The following is a 15,512-nucleotide window of genomic DNA, read 5'->3' on the forward strand; positions in this document are numbered from 1 at the left end:
AATGACTCACATAAATCATCGAAACCGGCAGAATTTTGCAAACCAGATCGACAGTTTCTCTGAACCTGACCCTTTGTAAGTCATCCATTCCTTGGGCAGCCTCATCCAAAACCAATAATTCGGGATTTTTGATCAAAGCCCTGGCAAGCAAGATAAACCTTTGGTTTTCGAGTGAAACCTGACTCAACAATCGATTGGCTATATTTTCCAAGTGAAACAATCCCAACCAATCCATTGCCAATTTTTCCTGCTCCGGAGAGACTTTTTTGAACAAACCCATGGTGTCAAATAATCCCGATAGCACCACCTTGATACAGGTTTGATTGGGTGGAAAAAACCTCGAAAGCTCCGGCGCTACAAATCCAATTTGCTTTTTGATATCCCATATACTTTCTCCTGATCCTCTTTTCCTGTCAAAAAGCCATATTTCATTGGCATAGGCTTGAGGATTTTCACCCAATACCAAACTGAGAAGAGTGGATTTGCCTGCACCGTTTTCTCCTTTTAGAGCCCACTTTTCATTGGGAAGAATCGTCCAATTGATGCCATCCAGGATCTGTTTGTCTCCATACCTTACCACAGTATTTTTAAACTCCAGGATTTTTTGGAAGGAAAATGCCGAATTCTTAACCAAAAGCCTTTTTACAAATTCCGGATCAACGTCATTCTCAAACCGCATGCTTTGGTGCACTCCTTTTATTCTTTCCGCTTTGTCGGCATTGGAGATTTTATTTTCGCTCAATATGGCTACGTGGGTGATTCCGGATGGAATCTCGTCATGGTGGGTACTCATCAAGACATGAATCCCCGAGGCAATGATATCTGAAAGCATACCTCCAAAATCACCCCTTGTTTCTTTGTCCAAACCCGTAAGCGGCTGGTCCATCAAAAGAATTTTTGGATTCTTGATCAAAGCTGTGGCAAAAGAAAGTCTCCTCGTCTCTCCATTCGACAATTTGATAAGGGATTTGTCTTTGAGATGTTCTAAATTCATGAACCTGATTACTTTTGATAAGCTCCAGGGACCGGGCACTTTTACTTCTATGTTTTTAAGATAATCTTCCACAGTCAGGGCCTCATCCGACTCCATCGAGTTGAAGCGTTGCTGATAATAGAAATTACCCAGGTTGGACTTGTTCTTAAAAGTATACTGCTGAGAAACGGTGGCAATCAAATCCCTGAATGAGTTTACTTCGCCTGCTTCTGATTTTTGCTCTTGGTATTCTTTGGCAAAAGACCTTTGGATGGTACCTGAAGTCACCATGGTTTTGCCTAATAGGGTATCCAAAAAAGCTGTGAGTTCCACTCCTGATTGCCCCAAAATCGCCCAATGTTGACCTGTCTCCCATTCAAAATCCAGGTTCTCAAAAACTACTTTGTCAAATTGTCTGACAGTGGCTTTTTGGATGGAAATTAACGTGAACATGAAGGGGGGGGTTGGTTGTAGTGGTTGAAATTGTTGTAGTGGTTGAAATTGTTGTCAAGTTATCGCGTTGTCGAGTTTTTGGGTTTTGCCAAACTGCCTACTGAGACTGTTAACTGTAAACTCTTACTTCTTCCTCAAACTTTATTTTTGCTGTCCATAATGATCGTGACTGGACCATCATTGACCAAAGCTACTTTCATATCGGCCCCGAATTCCCCTGTTTGGATGGGTTTTCCCAATTCCTTTTCAATGGAATGAATAAAGTTCTCGTAGATCGGAATGGCAATGTCAGGTTTTGCAGCTTTGATATAGGAGGGTCTGTTGCCTTTTTTGGTACTTGCATGGAGAGTAAATTGGCTGATGAGCAAAATGTCCCCTGAGGCCTCAAGAATGCTTCTGTTCATCACCCCATTATCATCAGGGAAAATTCTGAGGTTGACGATTTTTTTACTCAGCCATTCTATATCTTCAGTGCCATCCGCCTCTTCTATTCCCAATAAGACCATCAATCCTGTCCCGATTTGGCCTTTGATCTGTCCGTCTATTTTGACTGTGGACTCAGATACCCTTTGAATCACTGCTATCATACCTCAAAAATCCTGCATCTTCTTAGAGGAAATAATCTCCACTTTTACCGGTTTGGTTTGGTTGGCTTGATGAATCATTGCCTTCGCAACCTGATTGTCATTGATGGGACGGAAAGACTTCCCCAATTTCAACCATACCAAAGGCTTTGTCAATATTTTGGCCACTTCTTCCCCAAACCTGAATTCTTTCCTGTTCCCGACCAATAATGAAGGCTGAAACAGACCAAGATAATCAAATGGTATCACCTTAAGGTCCTCTTCGGTCTCTCCTTTGACTTTGTTGTAAAAAACCAAAGACTGTGGATTGGCACCCATTGCACTGACATATAAAAATTTATTTACACCCAAAGTATGTGTCCAAGATGCAAATCCGATCACATAACCATGGTCAATTTCGTAAAATTTCTCCTTCGATCCTGCCACTTTGATGGTAGTACCCAAGGAACAGAAAGCATGCATTTCACAGGATTTTTTATTGATGGCATCTACAAGGGGGAAAAATACCCCGCCCAAGTCCTCTTCCCGCAGTTTGGATTCTATGTCCCAACTTTGGATTTTGCTGAAATCACCTTCCACCTGTACTAACTTATGGTGCTTCAAGGCGAGTTTGCGACGTCCTACTGAAATGAGGTAATCATAAGAACTGTCCTGAAGCAACTGGTGCAGCAGCTGCATGCCAATCAAACCTGAGGTACCTGCGAGAAATGCTATTTTTTTCATATCAGGTAAAGTACGCCCAAAAAGATGAAAAGCAAAAGTTCAAAGTCATTAAGCCTGGGTCTTTTCCCAATTCAAAAAATCCTGGACTTCATGTTTGACAGTATTGAACACCGCTAAAATCACGGAAAGATCATCCGTAAAACCCAAAATCGGCATAAAGTCAGGAATAATATCTATTGGGGTGACGAAATACACCAAACCCAAAACAATGAGACCTAATGTTTTGGATGAAACTTTAAATTTTCCACTTCTGTGAGCCTGGATCATCCTTTTGAAAATCAAGATCGGTTCCAAAGCTGTCTGCACCTTTGGATGATGGGAAACTTGACTAAGCCTGTCGCTGACATTTTTCAAAAGCTTTTGAAGCTTACTGTCCTCCCCCGCTATTTGGTTTGCTTTTTCGAGGTAAAGGATTTTGGCCTTGCCAAAAAAATCAACTGTCTTTTCCCTTAATGACGCCATGTTTTTAGAAGAATATTCTTATTTCAGACTTAACGGATTTCAAGGCCATTTGGATAGCATCATTTTTCTGGTCCAATGTTAGCTGAAAAACCCGCTTGGCGAGATCGATACTTCTGGCCTCTTCCGGCAAATCCTGCATAGCGGTATTGATGATGGTAACGACACTCTCCACCGCCCTTCGGACGCTTTCCCAAGTTTCATCAGTAAAATAAACCTGCTGAGAAAGGTTATGGTTAAACTCCTCCCTTACCTCATGTAGCAATTGGCTATAGAATTCTCTGGCCGAAAATTCAGGGTTGCTGATTCTTCTGACAAGGTTATTTGGGGTGATCCTTTCGAGCAAAAGACAAAGTCTTTCACCTGCCTGCAACCTGATAGGCAAAATCGTCTGTGTGTTTTGGGTTTTCAAATCCAACAACATTTTCTCCCTTTCTTTCTGAAGAAAGGACATGATAGTCAGGTACATCCCATAAATCACCAATCCTGCAGGCAAAATAATTTTCAATAAATCCGCGAGATACGCCATATAATTTCAATAATTTGATCCGAATATCAGAAATTAATAGACGCAATAAAACTTTGCCAATTGATATTTTTAAAACCTAAATTTGAACTTACCTATCAAAAAGTGGATTAAATAGACATGTTGATTCCGATCCAAATCACTGAAAAGGCACAATCCGAAATCAAGGATATCATTGCCCATAAAAATATCCCTCCTGACTACTCGCTCCGTGTGGGAGTCAAAGGTGGTGGCTGTGGCGGAATGTCCTATCTTTTGGGATTTGATAAACCCAAGGAAGGCGACCAACGATTTGAAGTGGCCGGCATTCCTGTTTTAATCGAAAAAAAACATTACATGTTTTTGATGGGGATGCAGGTTGATTTTTTTGAGGGGGATGAAGCAAGGGGTTTTACTTTTGTAAATCCTGATATTCCCAAAAGACATGACAGTGACAATCAATAGACCCTAGCAGCCAGAAAGGGTTTTATCCCCTTCTCTTTAATCCATTTACAAGCTCTTTTTCTTCCCCTACCAGCTTCAACGACCTGATAATCCGGTCAGGAGAAGGCTTGGCTACTGAAAAAAACAACAATGCAATAGCAAAAGAGACCGTATATCCCGGGTTTTCAAATAAAAACAAACCCAATGCCGATATCAACGCAGCTACCAGCAGTAGCCCAAATCTCTTGAATGAAGCTTTGGAATAGGAATGAAGCTTTATTGGAAGGTCATAATTGGAGTTGACTATACCTTTGCTTTCTTTTTGGAAAACCACAAACTGGGCTAGCAAAAGAGTAAAAACAGTTCCCAAACCAAAATATTCCCAAAATCCAGGTAATTGAGGCACGTTGAAAAAGAAAATCGGGCTCTCTGAATTCAGGTAAACAAATCCAAAAAAGGGAATCGGAATGGCGATCATGATCAGCACAGTCCGTTCCAAATTGTCGTAGATTTTCCTTAATTGTGAGTCTTCCAAAATCCTATTCGATTACAATTTTGATATCAGAACTTGCCGGCTTGGACGAACAACATAAAATATATCCTGCTGCTATTTCACTTTCGCTCAATCCTGCATCTTCGATCATATCAACTTTACCGGAAATCAATTTTCCCCTACAGGCAGTGCAAAGACCACTTTGACAGCTGTAAGGCATGTTGATGTCTTTGTCCAATCCCGCTTCAAGAATTGTTTTTCCCGCAGGAACTTCAAAAGAGTAGGATTGTCCTTCGACAGTTACCTCGATTTCCCGGGTCAGCTCAGGAGACAATTTACCTTCCGACTTGAGTGTCTCCTCTTTGGCGTGAATGTCTGAAAAAAAGCTTTCCTTAAAGATTGATTTTTTGTCAAAACCCATGGATTCGAATGCTGAGATCGCCGTGTCCATTACACCATCTGGACCACAGGTAAAAAATTTGGGGGAATCGAGTCCAGGGTGGTTATTTTCATTCAGGATGGTCTTGACCTTTTCTACATCCAACCGGCCTTTTAGTCCGGTCCAACCGGAACTAGGCTGACTGATATTATGGAATATTTTGAACCTGTCGGGATATTTTGATTCAAAAGCATCAAGTTGCTTTTTGAAAATAATCTGATCTTCAGACCTACTGCAGTAAATCAGGGTAACTTTTGATTCAGGTTCATTGACAAAAACCGACTTGATGATACCCATGATCGGAGTAATGCCGCTTCCTCCGGCCACCATTACGAATTGGTTTTTATTTTTGGAATGAAACTCTGTGGTAAAATGTCCCAGAGGTTTTATTATTTCTATGGTCTTACCAGGTCTGATCTTTTCGTTGAGGTAATTGGAAACCAAACCGCCTTGGACACGCTTGATGGTAATCCCCGGATGAGGATCTGTAAATGGTGAAGTACAGAGACTATAAGATCTCCTTACTTCCTTTCCACCCAATTCCAGAATCAAAGAGATGTATTGGCCGGGCTTATAATCGAGATATGGCTCCGGTTGCTCAAAATAGATGGTAACTGTATCTGAAGTTTCTTTGACTACTTCCCTTACTTTCAAAGACATATAATGGTCTCCCCTCTTATTGTCCTTTTTCTTGAATAGATTAAACATTCGCGATTTTCAATTTACACACTTACAATTTTGGCTCGCCCAAAATTAAGGTTCTGTTTTGTAATTATTTTATTTATTCACTGATTAATAACCATCATCACAACAAATTAATGGGAAACAGGTTCGAATTAGGCAAAAGGAATTTTAAAACTTTTTAAAAATCAAATTGAAATAAGAAATAAACAAATCACGCGGACAGTAACACCTGCAGAAAAGCCTTTTATTTAAAATTTACCTCCGTATTTCATATTGAAAACCTAAATTGCAGGCTCAAATCAAAAATCATCCTTATGGAATTGACACATCTGACAGCCGTGAGCTCCATTGACGGCCGTTATGGAAATAAAACCGCTCCCCTTCGTTCCTATTTTTCAGAGTTTGCTTTGATCAAATACCGGGTTCACGTAGAAATCGAGTACTTTATCGCCCTTTGCGAACTTCCTCTTCCACAGTTGAAGGATTTTGATAAAAACCTTTTCCCGGCTTTGAGGAAGATTGTCTCTGAGTTTCAAATTGTCGATGCCGAGACCATCAAAGAAACTGAGAAGACCACCAACCACGATGTGAAAGCAGTGGAATATTTCATTAAGGAGAAATTTGACAAACTACACCTTCAAGAATTCAAAGAATTCATCCATTTTGGCCTGACTTCACAGGACATCAATAATACCTCTACTCCGCTGATGCTAAAAAACGGGCTCAATGAGGTGATTTTACCGGCTTTGGATCGGGTCATGTCTAAGCTCCTATCCCAAGCAAACGATTGGAAGGATATCCCGATGCTTGCCAAAACCCACGGTCAGCCTGCCTCCCCGACAAGGTTGGGCAAAGAGATCATGGTATTTGTGGTACGCCTTGAAAAACAACTTGGATTATTGTCACAGGTTCCTTATTCTGCAAAGTTTGGAGGGGCCACTGGGAATTTGAACGCCCATTTTGTGGCGTACCCGGACACAGACTGGCATGGATTTGCAGATGATTTTGTTTCGAAATATTTGGGATTGGAAAGAAGCTATCCTACGACCCAAATAGAACATTATGATAACCTTGCTGCACTTTTTGATGGGTTAAAAAGAATCAATACCATTCTTTTGGACCTATCCAAAGATGTTTGGCAATATGTCGCCATGAATTATTTCAAGCAAAAAATCAAAGCCGGAGAAATAGGATCTTCTGCCATGCCACATAAAGTCAATCCCATTGATTTTGAAAATGCAGAAGGAAACTTAGGGATTGCCAATGCACTTTTGGAGCATTTGGCTGCAAAACTCCCAATCAGCAGGCTCCAACGTGACCTGACCGATAGTACGGTCCTTCGCATTATCGGCGTTCCTTTAGGCCATATGCTGATAGCTTTCGAGTCTTTAGAAAAAGGACTTGGAAAACTTGAACTCAACCGTGCGGCCATAGATGCGGATCTGGAAGACAACTGGGCCGTGGTGGCGGAAGCCATTCAAACAATTTTAAGAAGAGAAGGCTATCCAAAACCTTACGAAGCCCTGAAAGAATTGACTAGGACAAATGAAAAAATCACCGAAACTTCCATCAAACAATTTATAGACACTTTGAATGTTTCTGATTCGATAAAGGCCGAATTAAGCGGGATCAGTCCATTTAATTTTACGGGAAAATATTGAAAATACAGATGAGGGCACTCGGGATTTAAAATGTATTTAAACTTCCAGGGCTCTTTTAGGAATTATTTTAAGATTCTATTTATCAAAAATGTTCTCTAAGATTTGGTTAAAAATGATATTTTAGCCTCAAGTTTAAATCAAACAGGCCCAATATTCATGCAAAAAAGTCTCTTTTCACACCTTGGCAATGATTTACCGGCAGGATTGGTCGTTTTTCTGGTAGCCCTTCCTTTATGTCTTGGAATTGCTTTGGCCTCTGGCGCACCTTTATTCTCCGGAATTATTGCAGGAGTAATCGGAGGGATTGTAATTGGTTCTTTGTCCGGTTCCCATACTTCTGTTTCTGGTCCAGCGGCAGGTTTGACGGTTATAGTCCTCAATGCCATCACCGAACTTGGGAGTTTTGAAGTTTTCCTTTCTGCGGTAGTTCTTGCAGGAATAATCCAAATAGCTTTTGGGGTTTTAAAAGCCGGGGTTATTGGCTATTATTTCCCAACTTCTGTTATTAAAGGAATGCTGGCTGGTATCGGAATTATTTTGATCATAAAACAGATTCCATATGCTTTTGGTGTAAATGATACCAAAGATTTAGAGAAATTCATACCCTTTGTAAATGATTGGGATGCTGTGATGAGTCTTGGTAATTTGACCAACACATTGGATATAGGTGCCATCATTATTTCAGCAGTTTCAATCGGCATCCTGATTTTATGGGACAAGCAGTTCATTAAAAAACTTTCCTTTACCAAATTAATACCCGGTCCTTTGATCGTGGTTTTGTTGGGTATCGGACTGAATAAATATTTTAAATTTTTTGTCCCGTCTTTGTATTTGAGCAATGAAGACAAAGTGGTTTTGCCTGTAGTTCAGTCTTTTGATGGATTCTTCAACCTGTTCACATTCCCGGATTTTTCGCAATTGGGTAACAGCGATGTTTGGCTTGCGGCAGTGACTATCGGGATTATTGCAAGTTTAGAAACCTTGCTCAGCTTGGAGGCTGCAGACAAAATAGACCCTTTGAAGCGTATTTCGCCACCCAACCGGGAGCTTTTGGCTCAGGGCATCGGTAATGTGTTCAACGGATTTGTAGGAGGACTACCCGTGACGGCTGTGATTGTCAGGAGTTCCGCCAATGTGACGGCAGGCAGCAGAACAAAGATTTCTGCAGTTTTCCACGGGATATTGCTTTTCGCAAGTGTCATGTTTATCCCTGGACTTCTTAATTTGATCCCACTGGCATGTCTCGCCGCTATCTTGCTGATGGTAGGATATAAGCTTACTAAAGTTTCCCTTTTTAGGAATCAGGCAAAACTTGGTTGGGATCAATTCCTGCCGTTTATTATTACTATTATGGGAATAGTTTTATTCGATCTTTTGATAGGAATCGGTTTGGGAATGGGGATAGCCATGGTATTTATTCTTTTGAGAAATTACCAAAACTCATACTTGCTGGATGACAGGAAAGAGGAACTTGACGGTTCGATCAGGATTGTCCTTTCAGAAGAGGTAAGTTTTCTCAATAAAGGTGCCCTGATAAAAGCGCTTGAAGATATACCGGATGGAAAACATGTGATTATTGATGGATCCAAATCCAAAGTGATAGACTACGACGTCCTTGAGGTAATTGAAAATTTCAAAACCAACGCAGGATCCAGAAATATAGACGTGGACACCATCAAAATTAAATCGATCAAAACGACCGGATTACATTAAGGGCAAAAAGATCTCTGCCATCATACATCGGACACTTCCTCCACCTATTTTTTCAATGGTTGGGATTTTCGGGACGAGGATTTCCGTGTATCTTTTGATGGTATTGATCTGGACCTCACCGAGAGAATGAAATGCCGAATCGGACATGACAGTGAATTTCTCCCCTTTTATGTTCTGTATTTCAAGCATATTACCTGCAAACTGAAATTTCTGCTTAGACGTAATGGGAATCATTTTCTTTCCGGTTTTTTCCAGATATTCCTGTACTTTAAGCTTTTCAGACGCTAGCGGAATACTGTCCAAACAGACAACAGCAATCTCAGACCCCACATGCATCATGACATTAGTATGGTAAATCGGGGAAGCAGCACCATTTATGACTTGGGTCGCATCAAAGTCGACAATCTCAAATCCCATTAATTTCCCAAAATATCCTAAAGGCGTACTGTGTGTCCTTTGTGACCTGCAGGCATAGGCGACTTTATTGATTCTATCCAGGATCAAACTTCCCGTTCCCTCCAAGAATTGCCCGTCCTGCTCAAAAAAAGTCAGGTCAATTATTTCAGAAATCTTAAAACCTTTATTGATCAGGATTTCAATGATGTCTTTTCTCCTTTCCAACCTCCTGTTTGGAGAAAACATGGGATAAAGCACCAATTTCCCGTCCTGATGCGTGCTAAACCAGTTGTTGGGGAAAATGGCATCGGTTTTTTTGGGTGAGCTTGTATCATCCACCACCAAAACATCTACACCCTTTTGTTGAAGTGAAGAAACAAAAGCATCAAATTCCCGCTGGGCTATTGTATTGACTTCATCCGCATTGCGGTCATCCTTTTGTTGGTAAAAGTTGTTTTCGGCAGTTTCTGGGTTAAAACCAAAATTTGTAGGCCTAACCATTAAAATGTGGGAAGTAATTTGATTTGTCATAAAGTTCTGGTCAGGAATATTACTTTCGATTGTACCTATACAATGCAGGTTCTATGTTGAACCTTTTTTCACTCAAGGTGAAATAACTTTTTCCATTGGGGTGAAAGCCAATCGCCTCACCTTGTGGTTCAGGCTTATAGGGCAAAATCAACGGGTCACGGGCCAAGGCCTGAGGGATGGTTTCATTTTCATTTCTTTTCCAATAATAAACAGTAAAGTAATTTTTGATCAAAATCTCTTTACCATCACTCGAAATATCCCCCGCTACCGACATCGTAAACGGCAATTCCATCACCTTCTCCAACACAGCCTCTTTCTTTTCAAATGCCTCTTGGGTGGTTCTGTAGAGAATATTCAGGCTATCACGCTTCGTCAAAATAAAAATGTCTTTCGTAATCGGGTCTACTATAAGAGTCTCCGCATCTTTGGCCCCATCCGGGTAGCTCAGTTTCAATATCTCAGGCTCCACTTCCATCGCTTCTAAAAATTGCTCCGGTTCGGGAAATCGATAAATGAAAACATTGGTATACCTTGCCTGATTATCTCCAATTTCACCTACGTATATGTAATTCAGTTTTGGATCCGGACCCGGACCAACGGCAATGTCTTCCCAATCTCGGTTCCAAACACCTTTGAGTTTGAATACTGTCAAACCTTTTCCCAAGGTATCAATTACAAATATCTTTCTCCCTCCCCCACTGTCATTGTGGGTGTAAATCAGACCATCATGGGTTTTAGAAAACGCTATACCGCTCGCCTCGTCGATTTCCTTGTTTTCTAAAGTCCCAACACTGATTTGATTTGTGAAAAAATGTTGATCAGCCTCTTTTTCAAGCCTGACCAATTTTGGCTGGGGGATATTCAGCATCAGCATGGATGGGAAAAAATACAAAAACAAAAACAACCTCATGTATTCACTCATTTCTAAGTCTCTCTTTAATTATGGATAACAAAGTTCGGGCTTTTTTGGGTTTGGCAAAGTTAATTTTTGTTGGGATTCTAAACCATACAGGGCTTGGGCGATAAGAAATAATCGAGCTATTCATTGATTCAACAAAATCTGACCGATTAAATTCAATTAACTTCCCCCTTATTTCCTTTTGTAATAGTTCAAATCAGGAATGATCCCATCATTCCATTCGCTAAGTGTAAAATATCCACCTTTATCATCGAAGCAAATTGCTTCTCCCTGTTCTTCTTTTTCGTAAGGTGCAAAAGACGGAATGCTCTCCAACAATGCTACCAAGGATTGGTCTGTGGTTTTTTTCCAAAAGAAAATTTTATCATAATTCTTGATCAAAACTTCATTGCCATCTTCAGAGACTGTTCCCGCCGTTGCGATTCTAAAAGGAAAAGTACCGGCACGAATAGCTGTGTTTAATTTATCTGTCTTTTGAGGATAGGGCAAGGAAAATAGCAATGAGAAAATATCCCTTTTGGTGACCAAAAAAATATCCTTGGTAATGGGATCTACCAACAATGCTTCAACGTCATGGCTTTTGTCAGGATATTCAAAAAGGATTTTTTCCAAGGGTAATTCTAAGTCTATGGTTTTAGACCGGTGAGATTCTTCAAACTTTGGCTCTTCAAAGCGGTATATAGTATAATCTTTATACTCCTGGTTATTGTCGCCAATGTCTCCAATATATAGGTAATTTTTTCCGGACTCAGGACCTAGACTGATTTCAATGTCCTCCCAATCTCTATTTTCCGCTCCTTTAATCTTATATTCAGCAACCGTCTCCCCATTGGTGATATCAAGCAGGTAAAGGCTGTTGGTATTCCCTTTGTCTTGAATAGTCCAAACAAAACCGGTGTTGTAACGACTGTAAGCAAGTCCCGAACCCTCTTTTAATCCGACTTTACCTCTTGCTTCGGCTTTTGGTTCAAAAAAATCAGAATTCTTTAAATCGCTTAATTTATAATCAGACTTAAAAGGAATATTTCCTCCTGGGTTGTTTTCCGGAGCTTCATTCTCCTTGCAAGCAAATAGAAGGATTACCAAAAAAGGAAGATAAAAATAAAATTTCATCGATTATGTAGATTGGAATTATGGCTGAAAGGTAAGAATAAAATTATTGTTGCTTGCCTTGTTTGAAATTCCAACACAGACAACTGATTAAAACAAAAAAATAGGCGAACAATTTCCCGTTCACCTATCTCTAATAAAAGCTTTGTGTTTTTATTCTGCTTTCTCTTTTTTCTCTACTGTAATGGTCAATTCATCTCCTTCTCCTGAATAATCTGCCATGATGATGTCGTTTTCGGAAAGTTCACCTTTAAGAATTTCCTCCGCCAACGCATCTTCAAGATACCTTTGGATTGCCCTGTTCAGAGGTCTTGCACCATACTGTTGGTCATAGCCTTTGTCAGCAAGGAAATCTTTGGCTTTATCAGTCAATTGGATAGAATAACCCAAGTCAGTGATTCTTTTGAACAATTTGCTCAAGCTGATATCAATGATCTTATGGATATGATCTTTATCCAGAGAATTAAACACCACTACATCATCCAATCTGTTTAAGAATTCAGGGCTGAATGCTTTCCTTAGCGCGCTTTGGATCGTTGACTTCATGACATCATCCATACTTGTGGATTTTGCTTTGGATGCAAATCCAATGCCCGCACCAAAATCCTTCAAGTCTCTAACTCCAATATTGGAAGTCATGATGATGATTGTGTTTCTAAAATCTACCCTTCTGCCCAATCCATCCGTCAAGATTCCGTCATCCAATACCTGAAGCAGGATATTGAACACGTCGGGATGCGCTTTTTCAATTTCATCCAGAAGCACCACAGAATAAGGCTTTCTTCTGACTTTCTCTGTCAGCTGTCCACCTTCTTCATATCCGACATATCCCGGAGGCGCTCCCACAAGTCGGGAAACACTGAATTTTTCCATGTATTCCGACATGTCAATTCTTATGAGCGCATCGTCTTTGTCGAAAAGATAGTTGGCAAGCATCTTTGCAAGCTCTGTTTTTCCTACCCCGGTAGGGCCAAGGAAGATGAATGAACCGATTGGTTTTTTCGGGTCTTTCAATCCCACTCTTGTTCTTTGGATGGCTTTTGAAAGCTTCTTGATCGCTTCTTCCTGACCGATGACTTTAGCCTGAAGCTCTTCGTTCATGTTTAGAAGTTTCAATCCTTCATTCTGTGCAATCCTTTTGGCGGGAATGCCCGTCATCATGGCAATAACTTCTGCAACGTTATCTTCCTCTACAGTGTAGCGTTTAGTCTTGCTATCTTCTTCCCACTTGGCTTTCGCATTTTCTAATTGCTCAAGGAGTTTTTTCTCCTTGTCTCTCAATTGGGCGGCTTCTTCGTATTTCTGGCTTTTTACAACACGGTTTTTTTCCACCTTGATTTTCTCCACTTCTTCTTCCAATCTCAGAATATCTTCCGGAACATGGATATTATTGATGTGGACTCTAGCACCGGCTTCATCAAGAATATCGATCGCTTTGTCAGGAAGGAATCTGTCTGAGATATACCTGTCAGAAAGTTTCACACAGGCTTCTATTGCCTCAGGCGTGTAGATTACATTGTGGTGGTCTTCGTATTTGTCCTTGATATTATTGAGGATTTGAATGGTTTCCTCGGGTGTAGTAGCATCTACCATCACCATTTGGAACCTTCTGGCTAAAGCGCCGTCTTTTTCGATATACTGTCTGTATTCGTCTAAAGTGGTGGCTCCTATGCATTGGATTTCTCCTCGGGCCAATGCCGGTTTGAACATGTTGGAAGCATCCAAAGATCCGCTGGCACCACCGGCACCAACAATAGTATGCAACTCGTCTATAAACAGAATCACACTGGGAGACTTTTCGAGCTCGTTCATGACGGCTTTCATTCTCTCTTCAAATTGACCTCTATATTTTGTACCTGCCACCAAAGATGCCAAGTCCAAGGTTACCACGCGCTTGTTAAACAAAACACGGGAAACTTTTTTCTGTACAATTCTCAAAGCCAAACCTTCAGCAATGGCAGTTTTACCTACACCAGGCTCTCCGATAAGGATAGGGTTGTTTTTCTTTCTTCTTGAAAGAATCTGAGCAACCCTTTCGATTTCTTTTTCTCTCCCAATGATCGGATCCAACTTGTCATCTTCAGCCATCTTGGTAAGGTCTCTTCCAAAGTTATCAAGAACCGGAGTTCTGGATTTTTCTCCCGTAGTTTTGGAGGCTCCTGATGCACTTCCTGATGAAGAACCGAACAATTTCGAACCGTCCTCGTCCGGATCGTCGGCTTCTGCTTTTGCACGGGGAGCAGAATCTGTTTGGAATTCCAACATCTCTTTCACAGAGTCATAGTTGGTGTCGAACTTATGGAGGATTTGAGTCGCAATGTTGTCCTCATCCCTCAGGATTGATAACAACAAATGCTCGGTTCCGATAAGTTGGCTCTTGAATATTTTAGCTTCCAAATAGGTAATTTTCAAAACCTTTTCGGATTGCCTTGTCAACGGGATGTTAGCAAGGTTTTTTACATTGTGCGTAGCTGTACCTTTTACAGCCCTTTCGATAGAATTGCGAAGCTCGTCAAGTGGCACACCCAACTTCTTCAATATGGAAACAGCCACTCCTTCCCCTTCTCGAATCATACCCAGCAAGAGGTGCTCTGTACCGATATAATCATGACCCAACCGCAAAGCTTCTTCACGACTGAGAGAGATCACCTCTTTTACCCTGTTTGAAAATTTTGCTTCCATTTATTTCCTTTCTAAATTTTATTTTAAATCTGTAATAATGTTACCGAATTTGTTTTAAAAACACAATCTATTTACAGATTGTTCAATGATTTTTTTTTGATTGTATGAGGACTTCATTCGATTCCGGACCCATGCAAAACAACAAATCAAGAATGCTAAGGTTGGGAACAAAGTCTAAGCCAAACAATTGCGTGTAAATAACGGGTGTCATGATGTCTCTTTCACCATACCCCTCCTTGGCATAGATTATTCCCCTGATATCGGCAGATACGGGCAAAATGTCAAAATTTGACTCCACTTTAAGCTTCACCTTCAGTTTGAGTAGTTTCAGACAAACTGTCAGTAAGTCCAGATTCATTTCAAACAAAAACGTCATGTTTTTGTCAAAGACTTGGTCAAAATACGGGTAGAAATATTCAAAAAATGGTGCTTTGCCATAAGCACTTTGGATTCCCCGCAGGTGGACATTTTTCCACTTTTGGTTATAATCAATTTTCACCTCTTTATAGAGTTGTTTTTTACTGCTTCCGATAACAGGAACCGACAGGACATCCATCTTATTCGCCAACAATATATGGGCTCTATTTCTGTAAGTCTGCTTCTGAAATCTCTCTGTCGGATCTATAAAAATTTCTTCACAATCCTGAATTGCTACGAAAAATTCGATTGGCGGCAAATAAAAAAGATCGGTGATGATGGTGTTTTCTTGGTTCAAATGATCCCGAATTTAAATGGGTAAATAT

At 40.5% G+C, this 15,512-nt stretch carries 15 protein-coding genes; 3 read left to right on the top strand and 12 right to left on the bottom strand.

Annotated elements, in window-relative coordinates; all coding sequences use genetic code 11:
• The 5 genes from MMU05_RS15635 to MMU05_RS15655 form a co-directional block, all read right to left on the bottom strand.
• Positions 1-1,426 (bottom strand): ATP-binding cassette domain-containing protein (locus MMU05_RS15635; RefSeq protein WP_241142618.1); only part of this gene is annotated, 1,426 nt, incomplete at its 3' end.
• Between the two features lie 134 nt (positions 1,427-1,560).
• Positions 1,561-2,013: a D-aminoacyl-tRNA deacylase gene (gene dtd, locus MMU05_RS15640; RefSeq protein ID WP_241142619.1), complete on the bottom strand. Its 453-nt coding sequence runs from the start codon at positions 2,011-2,013 to the stop codon at positions 1,561-1,563.
• A gap of 3 nt (positions 2,014-2,016) precedes the next feature.
• The gene (locus tag MMU05_RS15645) at positions 2,017-2,733 is read right to left on the bottom strand and encodes a Rossmann-fold NAD(P)-binding domain-containing protein (protein WP_241142620.1); all 717 of its coding nucleotides are present in this window, start codon (positions 2,731-2,733) and stop codon (positions 2,017-2,019) included.
• 48 nt (positions 2,734-2,781) lie between these two features.
• A complete protein-coding gene (locus MMU05_RS15650; protein ID WP_241142621.1) occupies positions 2,782-3,195 on the bottom strand; it encodes a YkvA family protein in 414 nt (137 codons plus the stop codon).
• Between the two features lie 4 nt (positions 3,196-3,199).
• On the bottom strand, positions 3,200-3,721 hold the full coding sequence (locus MMU05_RS15655) for a DUF7935 family protein (protein ID WP_241142622.1): 522 nt from the start codon (positions 3,719-3,721) through the stop codon (positions 3,200-3,202).
• Positions 3,722-3,838: 117 nt separating this feature from the next.
• Between MMU05_RS15655 and MMU05_RS15660 the strand changes: the two genes are divergently transcribed.
• Positions 3,839-4,162 (top strand): HesB/IscA family protein, encoded by a 324-nt coding sequence (locus tag MMU05_RS15660; protein ID WP_241142623.1) that lies wholly within the window; start codon positions 3,839-3,841, stop codon positions 4,160-4,162.
• A gap of 22 nt (positions 4,163-4,184) precedes the next feature.
• Here MMU05_RS15660 and MMU05_RS15665 read toward each other — a convergent pair whose 3' ends face one another.
• On the bottom strand, positions 4,185-4,640 hold the full coding sequence (locus MMU05_RS15665) for a hypothetical protein (RefSeq protein WP_241142624.1): 456 nt from the start codon (positions 4,638-4,640) through the stop codon (positions 4,185-4,187).
• 40 nt (positions 4,641-4,680) lie between these two features.
• Entirely contained in the window at positions 4,681-5,781 is a 1,101-nt protein-coding gene (locus MMU05_RS15670) for a 2Fe-2S iron-sulfur cluster-binding protein (protein WP_241142625.1), read from the bottom strand.
• 290 nt (positions 5,782-6,071) lie between these two features.
• On the opposite strand from MMU05_RS15670, the gene purB reads away from it, so the two are divergent.
• Complete coding sequence (purB, locus tag MMU05_RS15675; RefSeq protein ID WP_241142626.1) at positions 6,072-7,418, top strand: adenylosuccinate lyase; 1,347 nt, start codon at positions 6,072-6,074, stop codon at positions 7,416-7,418.
• 156 nt (positions 7,419-7,574) lie between these two features.
• Positions 7,575-9,131: a SulP family inorganic anion transporter gene (locus tag MMU05_RS15680; protein WP_241142627.1), complete on the top strand. Its 1,557-nt coding sequence runs from the start codon at positions 7,575-7,577 to the stop codon at positions 9,129-9,131.
• Here the strand turns inward: MMU05_RS15680 and ctlX are convergent.
• The 5 genes from ctlX to MMU05_RS15705 form a co-directional block, all read right to left on the bottom strand.
• Positions 9,123-10,058, bottom strand: coding sequence for a citrulline utilization hydrolase CtlX (gene ctlX / locus MMU05_RS15685; RefSeq protein WP_241142628.1), 936 nt, complete (start codon positions 10,056-10,058; stop codon positions 9,123-9,125). The two genes, MMU05_RS15680 and ctlX, sit on opposite strands and share 9 nt — an antisense overlap.
• A gap of 19 nt (positions 10,059-10,077) precedes the next feature.
• Entirely contained in the window at positions 10,078-10,980 is a 903-nt protein-coding gene (locus tag MMU05_RS15690) for a hypothetical protein (protein WP_241142629.1), read from the bottom strand.
• A gap of 168 nt (positions 10,981-11,148) precedes the next feature.
• A complete protein-coding gene (locus MMU05_RS15695) occupies positions 11,149-12,090 on the bottom strand; it encodes a hypothetical protein (protein WP_241142630.1) in 942 nt (313 codons plus the stop codon).
• Between the two features lie 150 nt (positions 12,091-12,240).
• Positions 12,241-14,769: an ATP-dependent Clp protease ATP-binding subunit gene (locus MMU05_RS15700; RefSeq protein WP_241142631.1), complete on the bottom strand. Its 2,529-nt coding sequence runs from the start codon at positions 14,767-14,769 to the stop codon at positions 12,241-12,243.
• Positions 14,770-14,851: 82 nt separating this feature from the next.
• On the bottom strand, positions 14,852-15,484 hold the full coding sequence (locus MMU05_RS15705) for a WbqC family protein (protein ID WP_241142632.1): 633 nt from the start codon (positions 15,482-15,484) through the stop codon (positions 14,852-14,854).
• Between the last annotated feature and the right edge of the window lie 28 nt (positions 15,485-15,512).

The organism is Cognataquiflexum rubidum (assembly GCF_022538115.1).
Lineage (GTDB): Bacteria > Bacteroidota > Bacteroidia > Cytophagales > Cyclobacteriaceae > Cognataquiflexum > Cognataquiflexum rubidum.

Bases quoted from the DNA above. Each gene is read 5' to 3' on its own strand.
- dtd (WP_241142619.1), bottom strand. From the start codon at position 2,013: ATGATAGCAGTGATTCAAAGGGTATCTGAGTCCACAGTCAAAATAGAC.
- MMU05_RS15645 (WP_241142620.1), bottom strand. From the start codon at position 2,733: ATGAAAAAAATAGCATTTCTCGCAGGTACCTCAGGTTTGATTGGCATG.
- MMU05_RS15650 (WP_241142621.1), bottom strand. From the start codon at position 3,195: ATGGCGTCATTAAGGGAAAAGACAGTTGATTTTTTTGGCAAGGCCAAA.
- MMU05_RS15655 (WP_241142622.1), bottom strand. From the start codon at position 3,721: ATGGCGTATCTCGCGGATTTATTGAAAATTATTTTGCCTGCAGGATTG.
- MMU05_RS15660 (WP_241142623.1), top strand. From the start codon at position 3,839: ATGTTGATTCCGATCCAAATCACTGAAAAGGCACAATCCGAAATCAAG.
- MMU05_RS15670 (WP_241142625.1), bottom strand. From the start codon at position 5,781: ATGTTTAATCTATTCAAGAAAAAGGACAATAAGAGGGGAGACCATTAT.
- purB (WP_241142626.1), top strand. From the start codon at position 6,072: ATGGAATTGACACATCTGACAGCCGTGAGCTCCATTGACGGCCGTTAT.
- MMU05_RS15680 (WP_241142627.1), top strand. From the start codon at position 7,575: ATGCAAAAAAGTCTCTTTTCACACCTTGGCAATGATTTACCGGCAGGA.
- ctlX (WP_241142628.1), bottom strand. From the start codon at position 10,058: ATGACAAATCAAATTACTTCCCACATTTTAATGGTTAGGCCTACAAAT.
- MMU05_RS15690 (WP_241142629.1), bottom strand. From the start codon at position 10,980: ATGAGTGAATACATGAGGTTGTTTTTGTTTTTGTATTTTTTCCCATCC.
- MMU05_RS15695 (WP_241142630.1), bottom strand. From the start codon at position 12,090: ATGAAATTTTATTTTTATCTTCCTTTTTTGGTAATCCTTCTATTTGCT.
- MMU05_RS15700 (WP_241142631.1), bottom strand. From the start codon at position 14,769: ATGGAAGCAAAATTTTCAAACAGGGTAAAAGAGGTGATCTCTCTCAGT.